The following is a 17758-nucleotide window of genomic DNA, read 5'->3' as shown; positions in this document are numbered from 1 at the left end:
AACAAAAATAGGTAAAATCGGACTAGTTACTTTTCAGTTTCCTCATAGATTCTCCTTGTAATTCTATTCTGTGCGCTTTATGAACCAACCGGTCTAGTATCGCATCTGCAATCGTGCTTTCTCCAATCACATCATACCACATACTGACAGGCAATTGAGAGGCAATTATGGTTGATTTACGCCCATGTCGGTCTTCAATAATTTCCATAAGTGTATTACGGTTGTAATTGTCTAGAGGTTGCAAGGCAAAGTCATCTAATATTAAAAGATCATATTTCTCTATTCGACTAACTTCTTTGTTATATGAACCGTCGCCCTTAGCCGTCTTCAAGCGAGAGAATAGCTTCTGGGTATTAAAATATAAAACACGATAGCCTAACTGGCAGCCTTGATGCCCCAAGGCTGAGGCGACGAAGCTCTTGCCTACACCAGATGCACCGGTTATGAGGAGGTCCTCCTTTTTCTTTATAAAGATACATTCAGCTAATCGCAATAAATGCGTCTTGTCCAGATTTCGACTTTTTGTAAAATCAATTTCTTCAATGGAGGCCTGATAGCGGAACCGCGCATTTTTTAAAGATCGGCCAATCTTTCTGCCTTCTCTGTCTTCCCACTCAGCCTGCACGAGTATGTGTATAAACTCATCGTGAGTGATGGATTCAGAACGAGTATTGGATAAGACTGCTGAATATGCCTGGTTCATGCCATGCAGCTTCATTTGACCTAATTTTTGCTTGATTACTTCTTGCATAGTATGGTGTTTTACAAGGTGATTACTGATAGTGTTCTTTCCCTCTTATGTTAGTATGTTGGGGCAATGAGGCCTCACTTTGATCACTGTCTGGCTCGAATAACATTTCCAACCCTCCATCAAGGATCTTCTTGACAGTTTTATAGTTATATATCTGGTAAAAGGTGGCTCGTTCTATCGCTTTTATCAGACGTTCTTTGCCCGCCTTCTTTGCCAGGGATAATATCCCAACACAGCTGCGATAGGCTTGCTCCGGATATTTCTTTTGCTGCAGGATGGTTTCTATGTAGGTCCTAACTTGTGGGCCGATACTATCAGCCCAGGACAGAAACTTTTCAGGCTTCCAATCAGCGACAAACTGGTGACTCGAGGGAAGATGATTCTGATCTGTTGTATAGCCAAACGGCTTGTATCCCCGAATGTGGAAGGCAATCCTCTCGTTATTGATAAATATATGTACCTGATCACGGGTATAAATGGCCTTGACGTCTTTCCCTATAAAGCGGTATGGCACACTGTAATAATGCTTTTCCAGCTGTATGTGGCTATTCTTCATAACTCTTGCTGTCTTATATTTCCGAAGCTGGTAAGGGGTTGCAGGTAATGGCTGGAGCAGGCCTGCTTCATGCTGTTCGAACTTTTGCCTTCTACTAAATGGTTCCTTATGAAACATCTCGTTATTATGCTTATTTAAGAGCTCTAGTATGGAGCTATTCAGCTCATGCAATTCAAAGAATATCTTATCCCGTAATGGAGCGAATATGCGTTTATAGACGATGTTAACCGCGCTTTCTACCAGCGCTTTATCCTTAGGTTTTCTACTGCGGGCGGGGTAAATAGTTGTCTGATAATGATTGGCAAATTCGAGGAAGCTTTCATTGATTTCCGGTTCATAATTATCCGGTTCAGTCACGGCAGACTTCAGATTATCTGTAACAAGGGCTTTGGGCACACCTCCAAAGTATTTTAATGAGTTGGCTGTTGCTTGCAGAAAGTCCTCCTTGCGCTGGCTATTTAATGCCTCTACGTAGGTTAATTGGCTAAATCCTAATATGCACACATATATCTCCACATCTCGTACTTCTCCTCCGTCTCTATCAACCACCTGCAATCTCTTACCGGTAAAGTCAATATAGGCTTTGTCCGCAGGTGTATGATCAAAATGCATAGTTGCAGAACGATGTTCCAACCAATGCCTGTAATAATCGCAAAACTGTGTGTAAGCGTATCCATCCGGATAGCGGGATTTGTATTCCGCCCACAGCAACCATCGTGTAACGCCAGTTCGCTTCAATTCCTGCTCCATCCAGGCAAACATTCCCTCCAGATCCTGAAAGCGCGATTTCCCAACTGATGTTGGTTCCGCAAATATCTTTTCTAGGTCATGTTCCTCCATCGCTGCCAGCTGTTCCAATTCCAAGCCCTTCTGCTCTGCTAAGCGAATGTACTTTTTGACAGTGTTGCGAGAGACGTTCATTACGCGGGCAATGGCTTCCAGGGCCATGCCATTCCTGCGATGCAAGAAGATCTGTTTTAGTTTAGTCATGCTGATAGTTTCTCCGGCCATCTTCCGTGGGGTTTTGTATCCCAAAGCAAACAATCCTGGAGGAACTAGAGGTGGTCAATATGCCGTTCCGGCATGTTGACCACCTACGTTAATTAAGTTTATGTCGTTCCGGCATATTGACCAGCGGTACTGGCTGATTATCAATTATTAATATCAGTAAAGGCCGGAAAGGTGGTCAAGATGAGCGTTAGGGGTGGTCAACATCAAGCGTAATACACATCCGGAGCTGGAAAGGTATACCAACCATTTTACTAACCTTATTTATTAGCCTTTTTCGGTATGATTCAATTTTCACGAAAACGGAATCGGGAAAGCATGTCTGTAACTTTGAGTAGTCGTGCTATAATGATAATTCTGACGTTTATAATTGTCAGCATTTGCATTATCTGGAAAGGACCAGAATTTCTACCCATCCTTCTAGAGCGGGTCACTGAATTAACTTCGGCAATAAGGCGGAAATAGACAATATTCCCGTCTATCCTAACCCGGGAGTTCAGTCATATTGAACATCTCCGCATGCGGCTGCGGACGTGTGTGCTGTAGAACTGCTCATGTCCCTTCCTTGGCGAAATATCCGCTATACCCTGGTTTGATTGCTGAAACTACTTTACTGTAATGTCATACTTATCCAGTTGGGACCTCTTGCAAGCGCGCAAAAGGATGCGCGTAAACAGCATAATATAACCAGGTTGGGTCACCCGCGGTTCTGATATCCAGTCTGGCGTGTTTTGCTGCTTCTGCTACTGTACATCCGGAGAAAAGATGTATATAGAACCTGGTAGCGAATTTTAGCGCCTGGAAGTCATCTACAGCAAAGGCGGATCCAATGAAGCAACAGGCTCCAGCACGGAGGAAGGCCGCGGCCCATCCTCCGATATTGGTTAGCCCAAGCCCGGTTTTTGCAGAATAGCAGGAGTTAAGGAATACAAAAGGTGTGGCCCTGCCCAGGTTCCTGGCATCTCCACTAATATGGCTTGGTTCCACTGGTCCATTGTTGAGCTCCATGCGATATTTATTGGCGTATTCACTGGAGCGTATATGACCTATAAAATGGAATCCGTCATATTCGCCGGCTCTGAAGCTATTGATCACTTTAGAAACGGTGGGATCTATTTCGGTTATTTTCATGTAGCTCCGCTTTGATGCGAGTTCGTACAGCATTTCTTTTTCTGCCTGGGCATTAGGTAAATCACTTTTGGGTACGATGATCGCAAGATTCTTTAGTGGTATATGCACAGGCAGTGAAAGCGGGCCGCAACGTACCATGTTGAAACATTCGCATAAGAATGGACCATTCTGTACCGTACCATCGTCGTTTGTCCAGGACATTTTACAGCGTTCCCAGGCAATAAATTCATCAAAGGAATCTACAATGAGCGTTGAGACTTTATCTTTTAATCTATAGAAAGTATCCCTGAGTCCCTCCGGGAACAATTCTTCATAAAATTTCATACCGGTACGACGTAGGTGCTCTTCCAGGTTTTCTTTATGAAATGCAGCCTCCTCTAGTTCTTTTATGCTGTCGTTATAATAATCTTTTATGTCGTAAAGCAAATGTACGACGTCGAAAGAATCACTTTCCTTCTTACCGTTTACGCTGGCTGTATATGAAAACTTTAACTTTCGCTCCTTATTCTTCCACCTGGTCACCTTTATTTTAAGATAGTTATCGTTTGGCTGCCGTAAGGAATGCCATGCTGACATGTGCCGTCCATTGGACCGGTGATGTTTGTCCTTCCTTGCTGCGTTCGTTTTATCACCGACAGTGTTGTTGCCTGGCACCAGAGCGCCTAATGGTTGTGGAGGCGTCTCATTTTTCAACAATTGGATGATCGTGTCTATTGTTCCTTCGTCTGTAAGGAAGTCATCATGCCTTTTGGCGGTACAATCCGGAGCGCCTGCGTATACGACTTTTCGCGTATTACCACTTCCTTCCCGGAAGGCTTGAAAGGCTTCGATGGCATCATTTTCAATACTGATATGAGGCTGTTTCTTACAATATCTCTCCATACCTAAGATAGGCGTCGATTTGATTCTATTTTCCAGTATGGACGCGAGTTGTAGAAAAGAGCGTGGATATACATTGTCGATGAAGATGTCTTTTTGTTCATCTTCCTCTTTCAAAACAAACATACTGAACCCTTCGCGAAGGATACTGGAGCCCATAATAGCCTCCTCAAACAGTTCAAAGCTACAGGCCGGTGCAAGAAAAATTATCTTTCCAATCCTGATTCGGGCAGACTTTAATTTCTGAATGGCTTTTACCAGTTCACAGCCGGCGATGGCGCCTGCAGAATGACAAATAATGTTAATGTCAAAGTGGCCGTTCTCATCAGAGAAATCCTTGATTATTTTAATTAGTTGATGTCCTGGTTTAGGTGTTTGTTCATTATCATTCGGCTGCCAGTAAGTCCTTGCAGTACTTTTAATCCTTTTCCATATTTGATAGCCATATGTTTGGGGATATAACTGCTGGAAAATTTCTTCTACTATCGTAGTATAAAAGTCCAGGTTTACCTCTTTTCTATAGCGTTTTAATACCGCAATGACTATTTCAGCCATTTTGTTACAAAGATCATCTATATAAGTTGATGGGTCTTTGCTTCCTTGTAAAACATTAGGAAGTAGATCAGGCGAAGTTTTTGAAAGTTTGACGGCGTCAAAACTATTGTTTGCAATAATTGCTGTTTTGAGTTTACCCGCAATGTCCCATTTAGACTGATGGAGTTTTTTATCGCTTAGTGTTGATATTGCATTTATATCCAGGCCCGAAAACGGAAATGTAAGCTTTAGTTGTTGTTTGACTTTGGCAAGATTGAATGAAATGATTTTCTTTTTAGCCGATTTAATGTTCATGTGCTGGCAACACATTGTTGTAATGTGCAGTAAGATGTTTTTGAAAGGGGCTGTGTCGCATAAATTGACAAGTCCTTTATATAGATTACCTGAAATATTATCCTCCCAATCACATAAAACAGTATATGTGTCGCAGCTTTTACCAATCTTATTAATATTATTCAGTACAAGATTAAATTTTTCACTATCCTCTATGCCGTCCGTCAGGAATATTGTCATAGAGTCTCTTTGATTTAGCTTTAAATCTGTGCGTATAATTTCCAGGTTGTTACTATCAACTATATTAATAGTTGATTCAATGCCCTCGGGCATCGGCCATTTTGAATGGCATGCTTTAATGATAGTCATGTTCGGGTTTTTGAATAGGGGATTTGTACTCTAATATGAGCACAGCATTCCCTGTCATTAAAAACTAATGAAATAGTACAGGTGTAAGAATTGACAATGACTATGTTCGTTGAACAGGAGAGACTAAATAAGCATTTTTAACTCTAAAGGATTTAAACTTTTGTTCTTTAATGGCTATATAATTATTCTCTGGACTCTTTTTTCGCTTTTTCTTGTACCAGTTTTTGTCTAAAGTATAGTTGGCTGTATTGGCTAAACATAAAATTATTCGCCTTCTTATTAATTCCCTATTAGGATGAAATGTAGTTTTACCAACTAAATCGGATAAAGCCTTAGTGGAATTGCCAGTTGACCTGCTATAATAATTATTGAAACTCCTTTTATGTGGAATATTGGTCGGACTCGCGATTAATTTAAATGAATGGTCTAAATATCCAGGGTATAAGTTATTATAACTACATCTGAAATTTGACTTAGTCCAACTCGAATTTAGTTTTAAACTACTTGAAATTTGATGCCACTTTACACAACCCGACTTGAAATTCAAATTAAATTTTAGATTCTCCCCTTTTCCTTTTTTTGTTGTAATCAAAATTGCTCCATTTGTCTCACTAGATCCATAAATGAATGTTGCATCTGAAATTTGATACGACTTTATACAACCCGACTTGAAATTCAAATTAAATTTTAGATTCTCCTCTTTTCCTTTTTTTGTTGTAATCAAAATTGCTCCATTTGTCTCACTAGATTCATAAATGAATGTTCTATCTGAAATTTGATACGACTTTACACAACCCGACTTGAAATTCAAATTAAATTTTAGATTCTCCTCTTTTCCTTTTTTTGTTGTAATCAAAGTTGCTCCATTTGCTTCTCTAGACCCATAAATGAATGTTGCATCTGCATCCTTTAGAATACCTATACTTTCAATGTCTGAAGGATTAATAAAAATAAGTTTGGATTCTTTAAATAGACTAGCTTTCCAATTCAACTTGGCTTTTTTCTTATTACAACTTTGTTTATTTAAATTAAGTTCCCAAATATCTGCTTGTCGATCCTGGTAAAAATCTTTTATTAGGCAATATTCTTTCCCCAAATACTTGTATTTGTCTCTAATTAAAGTATTTAGATCCTTGATTTTTGATGAATTTTCAAAATTTAGATTAACTAAATTAACTCCTCTAACATTGTACTTTGATAATCCTCGCTCAACTGACCCTACTTCTGGCAAAAAGCCCCGATCCAACCCCAAATTGAAACCAATTTCTTCGAATTTAAATGCAGTTTGAAAGCCCACAGACGGCAATTCAACTACCATTGACGCCGCTAAATGCATTTTAGACAGTGTTTCTACTTCAGAATGACTTACTGTTTTGCAGCTAGAGGCTGTTCGGGCATGAACAGATGCTGCAAATAGGAAAAAGAAAATAACAATAATGTACTTGATCTTAGATGGAATCATGATATAGTACTGTTAAGTTGTTTATTTGAATAACTATTAAAACGTTAGATAATCCTACCTGGATGAAAAATTGTGATGGCAAATGATTGACAGGAAATAGATGTTCCAGACATTGGAACATAAGAGAGTGGCTGGCGGATTGGAATAGCTTTACTTCCTATTGATGGTTATTTTTGTTCCGGATCAACAAAAGTAAAGTGTTCCCTAGCATACTAAAATGATTAGTATGTCAGCATGTATTTTATTTTTTAGCTCTTAATAATCCTAACTGATTGTATAGGTATGGTACCCTGCTTCTTAGTGGTATGCAATGTTACATAAGTAAGCTTTGTTATATGTCAGTATCTCGATTAGCGGAGCTGTAGTTCTCATTGATATGTCGTCGAATTGACACCCAGGTACTCAAAAAAATAATAAGAATTTATTCTGTGAGGTCCCTACTCTATATGAACGGAATATGTTTAGTTAAAGTACTGAAGAAAAGCATTGAAACTGCATTTGATGTGATCTTTAACCGATATCATAAGTGTTTGTATGAGGAAGCCTTTTACCATCTACAGAACGTAAACGAAGCAGATGATGTTGTCCAGGAAGTATTTTTATATCTATGGAGAATTCCCCCAAAGAACCCAGGGCCTCGAACCTATCGGGAGTCGACAGGGTGGGGCGCCTTTGTCTTCAAAACTGATATACGCAATAAAAGTTTGGCTGGATTCAAAAAAACTGATTTATGACCAAAGGAAAGGGTTGGAAGCAGACTATAATAGGTAATGGGAGATCTATTAAGGAGGGTCATAAATTTCTGACATATATCCTGGCCAGGCATGGTCACTGAATTTAGACCTTCATACAAATCACTTGTTGTCTAGAAGATGGCTGTCACACAAGCGGTCAAAAGACTGCAGGATGTCTGTGGTATTGTATATGTTATGCTTGTGTTCGCTGTGTATGCCAAAGTAATTTTAGCCGCTCCGCTCCGGGCTATTGATGTATATGTTGTTGTTATTTCAAAACATGCTGTAGTGAAAAAGGACACGGGATTGGTTGATGTACAAAACGGCACCGTTGAAGAATAAACACTTCCTCCTATGGTAATAGAATTGGTATACCTCCATGCCGGGTTAGCATTGAACTTAAAAGCTTTAAAGGCGAAAGCGCCCGCAATAATTGCCAGCATGGCAATTAAGGAAAGGAAGATCTTTGCTTTTTTCATGACTTTTTGCTGAAACTACTTTAATGTCATAGTTACCCGGTTAGGACTAAATAAAATTTGTTAGTAGCAATGGGTAAGAACCTGTTATCGCCGCATCCACGTAGGAAAGGCTTTGTCTTTCAGGTAATAGTCAAAAAACTCCTGCTGCTTCATATTAAAATCCAACAGACACCCCGGATCAAACAATACATGCCCTTCCCCCTCATATTCCAGCAACCAAACCGGCTTCCCTAATCTTCTCAGTGCTGTAAACAATGCCACCGATTGGGAAAACGGTACGGCTCCGTCCTCTTTATTGTGCATTAATAATAATGGTGTGGTTACCTGGCTGACGGATAAAACCGGAGAGCCTTGTAAATAGGCCTGTGGATCTTCCCAGGGAGTAGCTCCCTGGTTCAGTTGTCCCACCTCAGATATATAATGGTAACTCCTGCCGCCAAATCCCGTTCCTCCATGCAGCCCAAACAAATCTGCCGGGGCGGCAGAGGCCTGGGCTGCCGCAAATAAATTGGTATGGGTGATCAGATAGTTGGTTTCATAACCCCCGAAGCTATGGCCCTGTAAGCCCATCTTTTGCCCATTCACATAGGGTAAGGAGGACAGATATTTAGCGGCAGATACGACGGTGTTAAGAATCGCGGCGCCCGATTGTCCCGTAGGCCGGTAGATATCCGGTATAAATACCAGGTACCCGTTACTGACATACCAGGAAATGTTCAGATCTCCTGTACTAAGTCCTACGCTTGGAAAGAGGAATAGGCCCTTACTCTTTTCCTCATAATAATGGAAAATGACAGGGTACTTCTTAGTACTGTCAAAATCCTCCGGTTTGTACAAGATCCCGGTACCTGTAAGGCTATCGGTAATAGACCAGCGAACAAGGCTTGCCTGCAACCAGTTGAAGCCCTGCTGGGGTTGAATATCCGAAAGACGCCTGAAATGCCGGAAATCTGTTGTGGTGACCAGGTTAGGGGCTTGAGTGGCACTTTGATGCTGAAGCAGGTAAACATCCGCTTTTTGTGCCTTAACAGGTGGGGGTGGCTCGTGTACGGCTAATGCAGGGAAATGATAAACACATGGCTCCATAGCGGGAGGCGAAATAACAGCATTGGCTCCAGCCTTTATATATGTAAAACCATTAAACCTAGTACTATCCAGGCATGTGATCAGCAGGGGCGTATTCAGTTTTAATGTAGGCAGTTCCTGCGAATATACAATGCGCATGGTGGTTTTCTGCTGGCGGCCATACTCGTTCGTGATGTTCAGTGGAGGGAGCTTGCCTGCCGGGTCCAGCTGCCAGATGTCAAATTCATCATACACCAGCACACGGGTATCATTGGCTAACCAGCCGGCCATGCCATAAGGTAGTACTTCCTTCCGGCTGATATGGGTATCAACAAGCGAGTTAAGAATGCCGGCAGAAATATCGCGTGTAATCCCCGTACTGATCTCATAGCTGAAATAATGCTTTGACTGGGTATCGAACCAGGTCACAAACCGTTCTGCAGGAGATAAACAGATTTGGAATGCCTGTTGTGGAGAACGGGTGATATTCCGCCGGCTACCATCACTCAGCGATATCAGGTCATGACCCGGTATCTGCCGGGGATTCCAATAGGCGTCTTCTTCATTCGTCACATTGCAGACGATAGCAAAACGCTTACCAGGTATACCACAGATAGAACTGTCTATATTTTCCAGTTGAATAACATTCCCGCCGGAAACAGGAACAACCGCAGAGAATGGCCCATATGGATCTGGTGCTTGCTGGGAACGTAAACGGGCATCCCGGTAATCCCATAGCCTTAGTTTATCGGTAATAATGGTACTGTCCTGGGCAGTGGCCTCTTTTTTCCTTGCCACTTTGAAAAACAATAAGCGGTCATCCTGGCTAAACTGCAGCATACCATTAGTGGGAGGGAAGTCCCGCTTTCGGGGAGAAACAAGCACGCGGGCGCTGTCCATGTCCTTACTGTAATAATGAACCTCCGCAGCGGCTGCATCGCCGGAAGTGAATACAAGCCGTGTACCCGTATGGTCGAAGGTGATGTTGCCAATATTCTTCTTCGTAGCAATCTGCCTTTGTTGCTTGTTTTGCAGATCCATCCATATGAGGCAATCCCGGATGTGTAACACTAAGACTGTTCCCTGCCGGTTGAAATAACCCGGCAGGGCGTCCGGGTAATAAGCCTGCCGACCACTACGAAGGTTCCTGACAAGCAGGGTATCGCCATATTGTGCTTTTAGCCATTCGCCGTTTCCCTCTTCCGGTAAGATGAAATTATTTACACCAGGAAGGTATTCCACTTCGCTGCCTCCCAATGAAAGAATACCCAATCCTTTTTCAGAAATGAAGATGAGGTGTTTATTATCTGGGGCAAATGCAGCTTCCCGCACGCCGGTGAATATTTTCTTATCATCTCCGTTGATAGCTCTAACTACCAATGTACTGCCCGTGACTTCGGATCCATATGTATACCAGACGTATTTACCATCGTCAGTAATATTGTAATTAAAAAGCAATTCCCAGCTTTTATAAGATGTGTTGGAGATGGATGGCTTTTGAGCCAACAGGGGCAGATAACAGAGGCATAAAATCCAGGCGGCAATGCATTTCATATAAATGGGGTCACTCGTAAGGTAATACAATGTACGGAAATATTACAGCAGCATTCATGCCATGTTTGTCTATACCTGTAAGGTCAAAAAAGGCGTAATAAGATAAACAGTACATCCTAAATAAGTACATGGCCTCCTAAGCAAACACAGAAATATCGCAGTAAATTAGCTAAGGATTATAACACAGGATATCTGTCAACCTAAATCTATTACCTGAGAAAAAGCCAGGGCTATTTTAATTACGAAGATCATTGTTAGGGGGATCGGAAGAAAGTATGATGTTGTCCGGTACACCTTTCTTATGCACCGCAGTTAACAAATATAAACAACAGCTATGTACAAACTACATGGCGGGGAACTTTCCTGTTTTGAACGGTTCAGGAAGGTTCCCTTTTTTATTGCCATAGGGGATCGGTATCTCCTAAATAAATACAGGGCCTCCAAAGTAAACGGCGAAATATCAGGGTACATTAGGTCGCTTTCTACCCCAGTCGTATCATATCTATCAACCTAAAACTATTACCATGAAAAAAGCCAGAATCATTTTAATTGCAATGATCATGCTTGCAGGAATCGGAGGCGCGTTTGCCTTTAAAGCGAGCCGGTTCAATACTTCGCCGGTATGGAGATATACGAAGGAGCTATCTACTTTCGGAACGGTTTACTCTACCAGTACTATATTCTGTACTGCACTCGGTGCTACACGTTATTTAACTACCACAGGTGCAACCACGACAGTTACCTTTAGTATTGGTCCGGCCATAGGCAACATCACTTTGGAGGAAGTGGGAGGAACACATACGTTTATAATAGGTAATCAGCCCTGTGCATTGATCACTACCCGTACTACTGCGGCCATGTAGTGCCGTAGGCGGAACGGTTGAATAATAAAATCCATCATCATGAAAAAAGCTAAAATTCTACTGGTACTGATCCTCGTACTCGCCATGAGCGGCGGCCTGTTGGCCTTTAAGATCACGAGGTTCACCTTAGAGCCTGTCTTTACGCCAACATCTATCGTATATGAAACGGTTGGCGGCAAGGTGTATTATACAACCGGAAGCCTGTGTACGACCACGCCATGGTTTATTACCACTGTTCCCGGTAGCCTGTCCCACGTCTATTACCTGGTCACCAGCCAGCCGATCGGCGTAAAAACATTGCAGGCGGTTTCCGGAACGGAAACGATCACCCGCCAGTTTTATTGGTGCACAACTACGATAACAAACATCACAACAGCTATGTAAGATCTGCATGGCAGGGAGCCTTCCTGTTTTGAACGATCCAGGAAGGTTCCTTTTTATTACCAGGTATTTGCTTTTCGCATTTCTGCCACATCGATCTTCAGCACCTTCCTGTCGTAGGTCATAAACCCATTCTCTTCCGATTCCACATCATAAGGTTGTGTATATATTGCTGCGGATAATCCTTGTTTCTCGTATTGCTTCAGGCGGCCCATCATGTATTTATATCGCTCGGCAAACCTGGCTGCACTCACTTCCACATATCCCCATCCTGTTTTGGGCGCCCATTGATGGCCGGGTGTGATGACGCGCACACCGCCCCATTCTCCCAATACCCTCGCTTTACCTGGTAATGCCGGTGGTATATAGGGCCCGGGATAATAATGCGCATCCGCCACATCGCTACTGATCCATCGGTCGCGTAGGGGCGTGTCGCTGTATACATCCAGGTTCTCTCCCGAATGACCATTGATGATCCGTGAGGGATCGGCCTGTTTCATCCATTCCGTGAGGCGCTGCTGATCATACTTTCCCCATCCTTCATTGAAGAGTATCCACATCACAATGGAAGGAAAATTGTGCAGCTGATAGAGGTTCTCATTGTTCTCCTGTTCAAACTGCGAGGTAGAATAGAAGTCTTCATCCGCACAGGGCACCATGTCCTGCCATACCAGCATGCCTAAGCGGTCAGCATGATAATACCAGCGGTCAGGTTCCAGTTTCACATGCTTGCGGATGGTGTTAAATCCTATCGCCTTCATCATCCTGATATCGAATGCAAGAGCGGAATCAGTAGGCGCGGTATACAATCCTTCAGGCCAGTAGCCCTGGTCAAGTACGCCCAACTGGAAAGTGTATTTATTATTGAGGAACAGGCGTGGCATGCCTGTGCTATCTTTTTGTACGGCTATCTTCCGCATCCCGAAGTAGCTGGTCACAGAATCCACCACCTGTCCATGCCGCCGTAGCCGAATGCGGAGGTGATACAGAAAAGGATCTGCAGGGCTCCACAGGTGTGCAAAGGGAAGGCCAAGGTCCAGCATCCTGTTGGCGGGACCGGAGGTGTGGGCAATAGGCTGGGTGCCTGCATAAGCAATAGCCTCGATCACGGTGCCTGCAGTGTCGGAAGTATTGACCCGCAGATTGAGACAATTGGCATCGACATCAGGTGTCATAAAGAGATCTGTGATATAGACAGGCGGCACTGTCTCCATCCATACCGTCTGCCAGATACCGCTAACGGCTGTATACAGGATCTTCCTTGGTCGCAGGGTTTGTTTACCACAGGGATTAGGCCCCAGGTTGGATGGATCGAGCACACTCACCACCAATTCATTATTCCCTTCCTGTAAAGAGGCGGTAATATCAAATGAGAAATGCTGATACCCGCCCATATGCCTGCCCAGCAGCTTGCCATTGAGAAAGACAGCCGCTCTCCAGTCTACCGCGCCAAAGTGTAATAGTACCCGTTTACCGCCGCGGGTATCGGGTTTTTTGATAGTGCGTTTATACCAGAGTCGTTGTGTCGGCAACAGCGCCCGCTGTACGCCGGATAGTGCAGATTCGATGGGAAAGGGTACCAGTATCTCACCGTCAAACTGCGAAGGCATGTCTTCATCCCAGCGGGTAATGGCATATTCCCAGAGGCCGTTCAGGTTCTGCCATTGAGAGCGTACCATCTGCGGGCGGGGATATTCGGGCAATACATTGTCAGGAGAAACGTCTGCCGCCCACTGTGTATGAACAGGTACGGGCTGCATGGACCATCTGCCGGAAAACCAATCGCCCCCACCAGTGGCAAGGGCGATCTGAAAACAGGGTAAGCATAGGGCAACAAACAAAAGCGTGCTTTTAAACGGTTTCATGTACCTGGGTTAATGCGTGAATGGGGAATACAAATAATGCGATGAGAAAACAATTGGCATGTGTACGTTGGTATATGTTGCGATATATTGGAAATGGTAACATTGTAAGAAAAATGGTCCCGGCTAGAAAGCCAGGACGTTGTTTTCCTCAATATACCATTAAATGTTCTTGTCGTATTTATAAGTCGTTATGGCAACGAAAACGAATAATATTGTTCTTTCTGTATTAAAGTTACGTCATGATATAAAGGGGTTGTTTAGGAGTTAAATAGTGAACTTTGGAAAGAGAGAAAAACCATCAGGAATTGATGCTACTGTTCTTTCTCAGTTCACGGGGGCTCATTGAAAAGCGTTTCTTTACGGCGTAGGAGAAGCTGGAATAATCCGTATAGCCGAATTCTTCAGCAAGGTCCTGAAGAGGCACAGCCGTCTCGGTGAGCTTGCGGTAAATGATACGCATACGCGCATTCTGGAAGAAGTCGTATACGGTAATACCGTGACGGCTCCGGAAGATCTCTTCCAGTTTCTTTTCATTCGTACCGGCAAATCTCGCCAATTGTTTGAGGGTGGGAGGCGATGGTTGCTGCAGATGTTTCAGCAAATGTACCTCTGTCTTCTGGCCTCTTTCATGGTCGGCCGCGCTCAGGCCGTTGGCATCTGTAAGGTAACGTGAAAGCATATCAAGTGATTCAATGATGAGTTCTCCGGTTTTCTGTTCTCTGTATTTTTCGCTGGCTGCCTTAGGTAACTGGCGTTCGGTGATGTCCTGAATAATATTGCGAAGGCGTTCATGGGCTATCATATGCTGATCCAGGAGGGTAATGGTATTTTTATCGTCTAGCTTCTTTAAGAGGTCTTGCACAACCGGGAAACTTTCCTGGTAACTCTTCAGTTCATCCACCGGCATCTGTATGTCCAAAGCAACATATACTCCTGCTGATTTGAAACGAACCAGGTGGCGTAGCCTGGGAGTTACCATGATATTCATCTGGTGTTGAAACGTTTCACTTTCATGGCTGTTCAATATATAGAACATATTACCCTTTAATGTGTGGTGGAACAACAGATCGTCCACGTTTCCTTTTACTTTAAATGCTGTCGGTCTATTAATGATATAATGACTTACCCATGCATTGTAACTATGATTCGCTACCTGCTGGAACAGGATACAGCCAAAGCTGTCACTCACCGCGTAATACGGCCTGGTGCCCTGCAGCGCGTAGCTGGAATAGGCGTCAGGCATACCGGGGGTGAACAGTATCGGTTGCCCGATGTGGGTTGAAATGGACAATGGTAGGGTCATCGTACTACCAAATTAGAACACAGTACTGCAACGGCACTACCAGTCTCATAATTTCTTTTTTCCGTTTTGCGTAAATACTTTTCCTTTTTTGTCTTAATTATCTTTTTAGGCATCCCGACCTTCGCGTATTAGCCCGGTAGGGACACCCTGCATGCACTCAAAAGGGACCAGGCCCTTCCGTAAAGCAATACTTCCAATGCCTGAAACCATGGGGAACGACACACAAACCAACATTAATAAAAAAGGGAAATCTCTGGGAAAGCAACTCAATGCCTGGCTGCATCTCTGGCTGGGACTAACGTCCGGCATCATCGTGCTGATCGTCAGCATTACCGGTTGCATTTTCGTGTTCCAGAAAGAGATCAACGAATGGGTACATCATGATGAGTTGTTCGTTACAGCACACCATACACCAACATTGCCCTTGAGCGTACTGCAGGAAAAGGCACAGGTTGCTTTGGGAAAGGAATATCCCATCCGCAGTGTGTTTACTTACAGAACGCCCGACCGGGCCTGGGAGTTCCTAAGCTATGCCGAAGGCGATGAAAATGCCCTCACCATCTTTGGCGCTACGGCGTATTATAAAGCCGCATATGTAGATCCCTACACGGGTAATGTAACAGCAGTGCATGACCTGAAACGTGATTTCTTTGTGATCGTAAAATACCTGCACTGGAGTTTACTCCTGAATACGAAATATGGTCAGCCGATAGTAGGATGGGCAACCTTCATCTTCGTCATTCTCCTGATCACAGGCCTCATACTCTGGTGGCCGAAGAAATGGACAAAGAAGACACGCGAGCAAAGCTTCAAAATAAAATGGTCAGGCAATTTTAAACGCGTGAATTATGACCTGCATAATGTACTAGGTTTCTATGCCTTGCTCATAGCCCTGGTATTGGCATTGACCGGCATGGTATGGGCCTTTAAATGGTTCCAGGCTACCGTTTATGTGGTAGCATCCCGCAGCATTACACCGCCCCAGCATAAGGAAGTGCAGTCAGATACTTTAGCACTGCCACCGGCCGGCACTAATCCGCTGGATGTGGCTTATGCCACAGCGGTACAGCAATTCCCGAATGCAAAACGCATTGGTGTATATGCCACACCGAATAACAATACGGCAACCATCAGCATGTCTGCCTACTGGGGAAAGGAGACCTATTATGACCGGGACGATCTGCAGTTCGATCAGCACAGTGGTAAGCTGCTCCTGCATGAAACAGCGAAAGACAGGAATGCAGGCGAACAGCTGATTGGCATGAACTACGACATTCACGTGGGCGCCATTGCCGGTCTGCCGGGAAAGATCCTGGCTTTCTTTGCAAGCCTCATCTGCGCCAGCCTGCCTGTAACCGGCTTCCTGGTATGGTGGAATAAGGGGAGGAAGGATAAAAGCAGTCAACATCACCGGAAAAGAAAACAGGGGCAAATGGGCAGTAAGCTTTACGTTGATAACAAGGGAGGGCTAACAACGAATGTTCCTCCTGTGAGGAACAACTGATAAATATTTAGATATTATGAAAAAAGCGTCAGCTACCGGCCGACGCTTTTTTTGTTGTTCGTGTTTTTGTTGGGGTTACGTTGTGGTATGATAGGCCGGATCCTGACAGGCAGCTCCTGCGCTTTGATGGCGCTTGTAATTATTTTCCTGATGGTGTTTTTATCGCACCTGTCGAAATATGATTGTATGAATGCTGGGTCCATAATAGTAGTGTTGAATGTGATGAATAGCTGCGAGGGGCATTGTGTTAAGTCAAAGGTAGGCCAGTGGGCAGGGCCATACAATGGGAAATAGGCGGTATATAGGGAGGGGATTTTTCCCGGGATATAAGTGGAATGTCCCATATTTATGTTGTGAGCATTGTGAGTTGGTGTAGGTGTTTTAAATTGCTTTTATCAATAACCTCATAATACCCCACAGCATGAAAAAGAGCACTTATTTATTCAGTATTGTATTACTGTTTTTCTTTGGTTTGATAGCTTGCCGGCAGCAGCCTAAGGCTGTACCGCCGGCGCCAGCTAATTTCACAAGGCTGCTTAGAGATGCCTGTGAACAGTATGCTGCGCATCACCTGGAACCATCCACATCGGGCTTTGAATGGAAGTATGAGCATGCAAAACTCTGTTTTGAGGAGTATGATTCGGTGATGGCGAGACATGGGTATGTACATGATCCTGCGATCTTACAAAATGAAGTAATGCGGGGGGCGAAAGGGTATTTCGTGCCTAAATCCAGTCTGATTACGCGCTCAGAAGCGTTTTCAGGAACGGATATGGTGTGCTGGCTGGTAAACCACACCGACCTGGAAAGTGATACAGACGATGGCGTTACTGAACTACGAATGGGAATGTATACAGCTGAATTCTTCGCCAAAGCAGACCCTAAAGGCAGGAGGATTCCGCTAAAAACACAAAAGGAAAAAATAGGGCGGATGACAGTATTCATTGTGCCATATACCGAAGACAAAAATAAATTGAAAGATCCAACTGTTGTATATGACTTCGGCGGGCTGCAGCCTTAAAAAAA

General features: G+C 43.7%; 12 protein-coding genes. 4 read left to right on the top strand and 8 right to left on the bottom strand.

The features are described from left to right. Positions 1 to 22 precede the first annotated feature (22 nt). The 5 genes from istB to MYF79_RS00120 form a co-directional block, all read right to left on the bottom strand. Positions 23 to 751 (bottom strand): IS21-like element helper ATPase IstB, encoded by a 729-nt coding sequence (gene istB / locus MYF79_RS00140; RefSeq protein WP_247811970.1) that lies wholly within the window; start codon positions 749 to 751, stop codon positions 23 to 25. A 22-nt stretch (positions 752 to 773) separates the two neighbouring features. Continuing rightward, the gene (gene istA, locus MYF79_RS00135; protein WP_247811969.1) at positions 774 to 2318 is read right to left on the bottom strand and encodes an IS21 family transposase; all 1545 of its coding nucleotides are present in this window, start codon (positions 2316 to 2318) and stop codon (positions 774 to 776) included. Between the two features lie 624 nt (positions 2319 to 2942). Further along, positions 2943 to 5522 carry a CHAT domain-containing protein gene (locus MYF79_RS00130; RefSeq protein WP_247811968.1) on the bottom strand — a complete coding sequence of 860 codons (2580 nt, stop codon included), beginning with the start codon at positions 5520 to 5522 and terminating at the stop codon, positions 2943 to 2945. A gap of 100 nt (positions 5523 to 5622) precedes the next feature. Beyond that, a complete protein-coding gene (locus MYF79_RS00125; protein WP_247811967.1) occupies positions 5623 to 6984 on the bottom strand; it encodes a hypothetical protein in 1362 nt (453 codons plus the stop codon). A gap of 1297 nt (positions 6985 to 8281) precedes the next feature. After that, a complete protein-coding gene (locus tag MYF79_RS00120) occupies positions 8282 to 10816 on the bottom strand; it encodes an alpha/beta hydrolase family protein (protein ID WP_247811966.1) in 2535 nt (844 codons plus the stop codon). A gap of 524 nt (positions 10817 to 11340) precedes the next feature. On the opposite strand from MYF79_RS00120, the gene MYF79_RS00115 reads away from it, so the two are divergent. Both MYF79_RS00115 and MYF79_RS00110 read left to right on the top strand, forming a co-directional pair. Then, positions 11341 to 11679, top strand: coding sequence for a hypothetical protein (locus MYF79_RS00115; RefSeq protein ID WP_247811965.1), 339 nt, complete (start codon positions 11341 to 11343; stop codon positions 11677 to 11679). A gap of 39 nt (positions 11680 to 11718) precedes the next feature. Then, on the top strand, positions 11719 to 12063 hold the full coding sequence (locus tag MYF79_RS00110; protein ID WP_247811964.1) for a hypothetical protein: 345 nt from the start codon (positions 11719 to 11721) through the stop codon (positions 12061 to 12063). A gap of 56 nt (positions 12064 to 12119) precedes the next feature. Here the strand turns inward: MYF79_RS00110 and MYF79_RS00105 are convergent, their stop codons facing one another. Both MYF79_RS00105 and MYF79_RS00100 read right to left on the bottom strand, forming a co-directional pair. Beyond that, entirely contained in the window at positions 12120 to 13925 is a 1806-nt protein-coding gene (locus MYF79_RS00105) for a glycoside hydrolase family 2 protein (protein WP_247811963.1), read from the bottom strand. A 298-nt stretch (positions 13926 to 14223) separates the two neighbouring features. Next, positions 14224 to 15228, bottom strand: a complete 1005-nt coding sequence (locus tag MYF79_RS00100) for a helix-turn-helix domain-containing protein (protein WP_247811962.1) — start codon at positions 15226 to 15228, stop codon at positions 14224 to 14226. Positions 15229 to 15424: 196 nt separating this feature from the next. Between MYF79_RS00100 and MYF79_RS00095 the strand changes: the two genes are divergently transcribed. Continuing rightward, positions 15425 to 16732: a PepSY-associated TM helix domain-containing protein gene (locus MYF79_RS00095; protein WP_247811961.1), complete on the top strand. Its 1308-nt coding sequence runs from the start codon at positions 15425 to 15427 to the stop codon at positions 16730 to 16732. A gap of 32 nt (positions 16733 to 16764) precedes the next feature. Here MYF79_RS00095 and MYF79_RS00090 read toward each other — a convergent pair whose 3' ends face one another. After that, positions 16765 to 16935, bottom strand: a complete 171-nt coding sequence (locus tag MYF79_RS00090; protein ID WP_247811960.1) for a hypothetical protein — start codon at positions 16933 to 16935, stop codon at positions 16765 to 16767. A gap of 218 nt (positions 16936 to 17153) precedes the next feature. Between MYF79_RS00090 and MYF79_RS00085 the strand changes: the two genes are divergently transcribed. After that, positions 17154 to 17753, top strand: a complete 600-nt coding sequence (locus tag MYF79_RS00085) for a hypothetical protein (protein WP_247811959.1) — start codon at positions 17154 to 17156, stop codon at positions 17751 to 17753. The last annotated feature ends 5 nt before the right edge of the window (positions 17754 to 17758 follow it).

The organism is Chitinophaga filiformis (genome assembly GCF_023100805.1).
Taxonomy (GTDB): Bacteria; Bacteroidota; Bacteroidia; order Chitinophagales; family Chitinophagaceae; genus Chitinophaga; species Chitinophaga filiformis_B.
The sequence above is the reverse complement of the archived record's forward strand: the minus strand, read 5'-3'. Positions and strand labels throughout refer to the sequence as shown.

Coding starts and splice junctions, on each gene's coding strand:
- istB (WP_247811970.1), bottom strand. CDS start 751: ATGCAAGAAGTAATCAAGCAAAAATTAGGTCAAATGAAGCTGCATGGC.
- istA (WP_247811969.1), bottom strand. CDS start 2,318: ATGGCCGGAGAAACTATCAGCATGACTAAACTAAAACAGATCTTCTTG.
- MYF79_RS00130 (WP_247811968.1), bottom strand. CDS start 5,522: ATGACTATCATTAAAGCATGCCATTCAAAATGGCCGATGCCCGAGGGC.
- MYF79_RS00125 (WP_247811967.1), bottom strand. CDS start 6,984: ATGATTCCATCTAAGATCAAGTACATTATTGTTATTTTCTTTTTCCTA.
- MYF79_RS00120 (WP_247811966.1), bottom strand. CDS start 10,816: ATGAAATGCATTGCCGCCTGGATTTTATGCCTCTGTTATCTGCCCCTG.
- MYF79_RS00115 (WP_247811965.1), top strand. CDS start 11,341: ATGAAAAAAGCCAGAATCATTTTAATTGCAATGATCATGCTTGCAGGA.
- MYF79_RS00110 (WP_247811964.1), top strand. CDS start 11,719: ATGAAAAAAGCTAAAATTCTACTGGTACTGATCCTCGTACTCGCCATG.
- MYF79_RS00105 (WP_247811963.1), bottom strand. CDS start 13,925: ATGAAACCGTTTAAAAGCACGCTTTTGTTTGTTGCCCTATGCTTACCC.
- MYF79_RS00100 (WP_247811962.1), bottom strand. CDS start 15,228: ATGACCCTACCATTGTCCATTTCAACCCACATCGGGCAACCGATACTG.
- MYF79_RS00095 (WP_247811961.1), top strand. CDS start 15,425: ATGCCTGAAACCATGGGGAACGACACACAAACCAACATTAATAAAAAA.
- MYF79_RS00090 (WP_247811960.1), bottom strand. CDS start 16,935: ATGGACCCAGCATTCATACAATCATATTTCGACAGGTGCGATAAAAAC.
- MYF79_RS00085 (WP_247811959.1), top strand. CDS start 17,154: ATGAAAAAGAGCACTTATTTATTCAGTATTGTATTACTGTTTTTCTTT.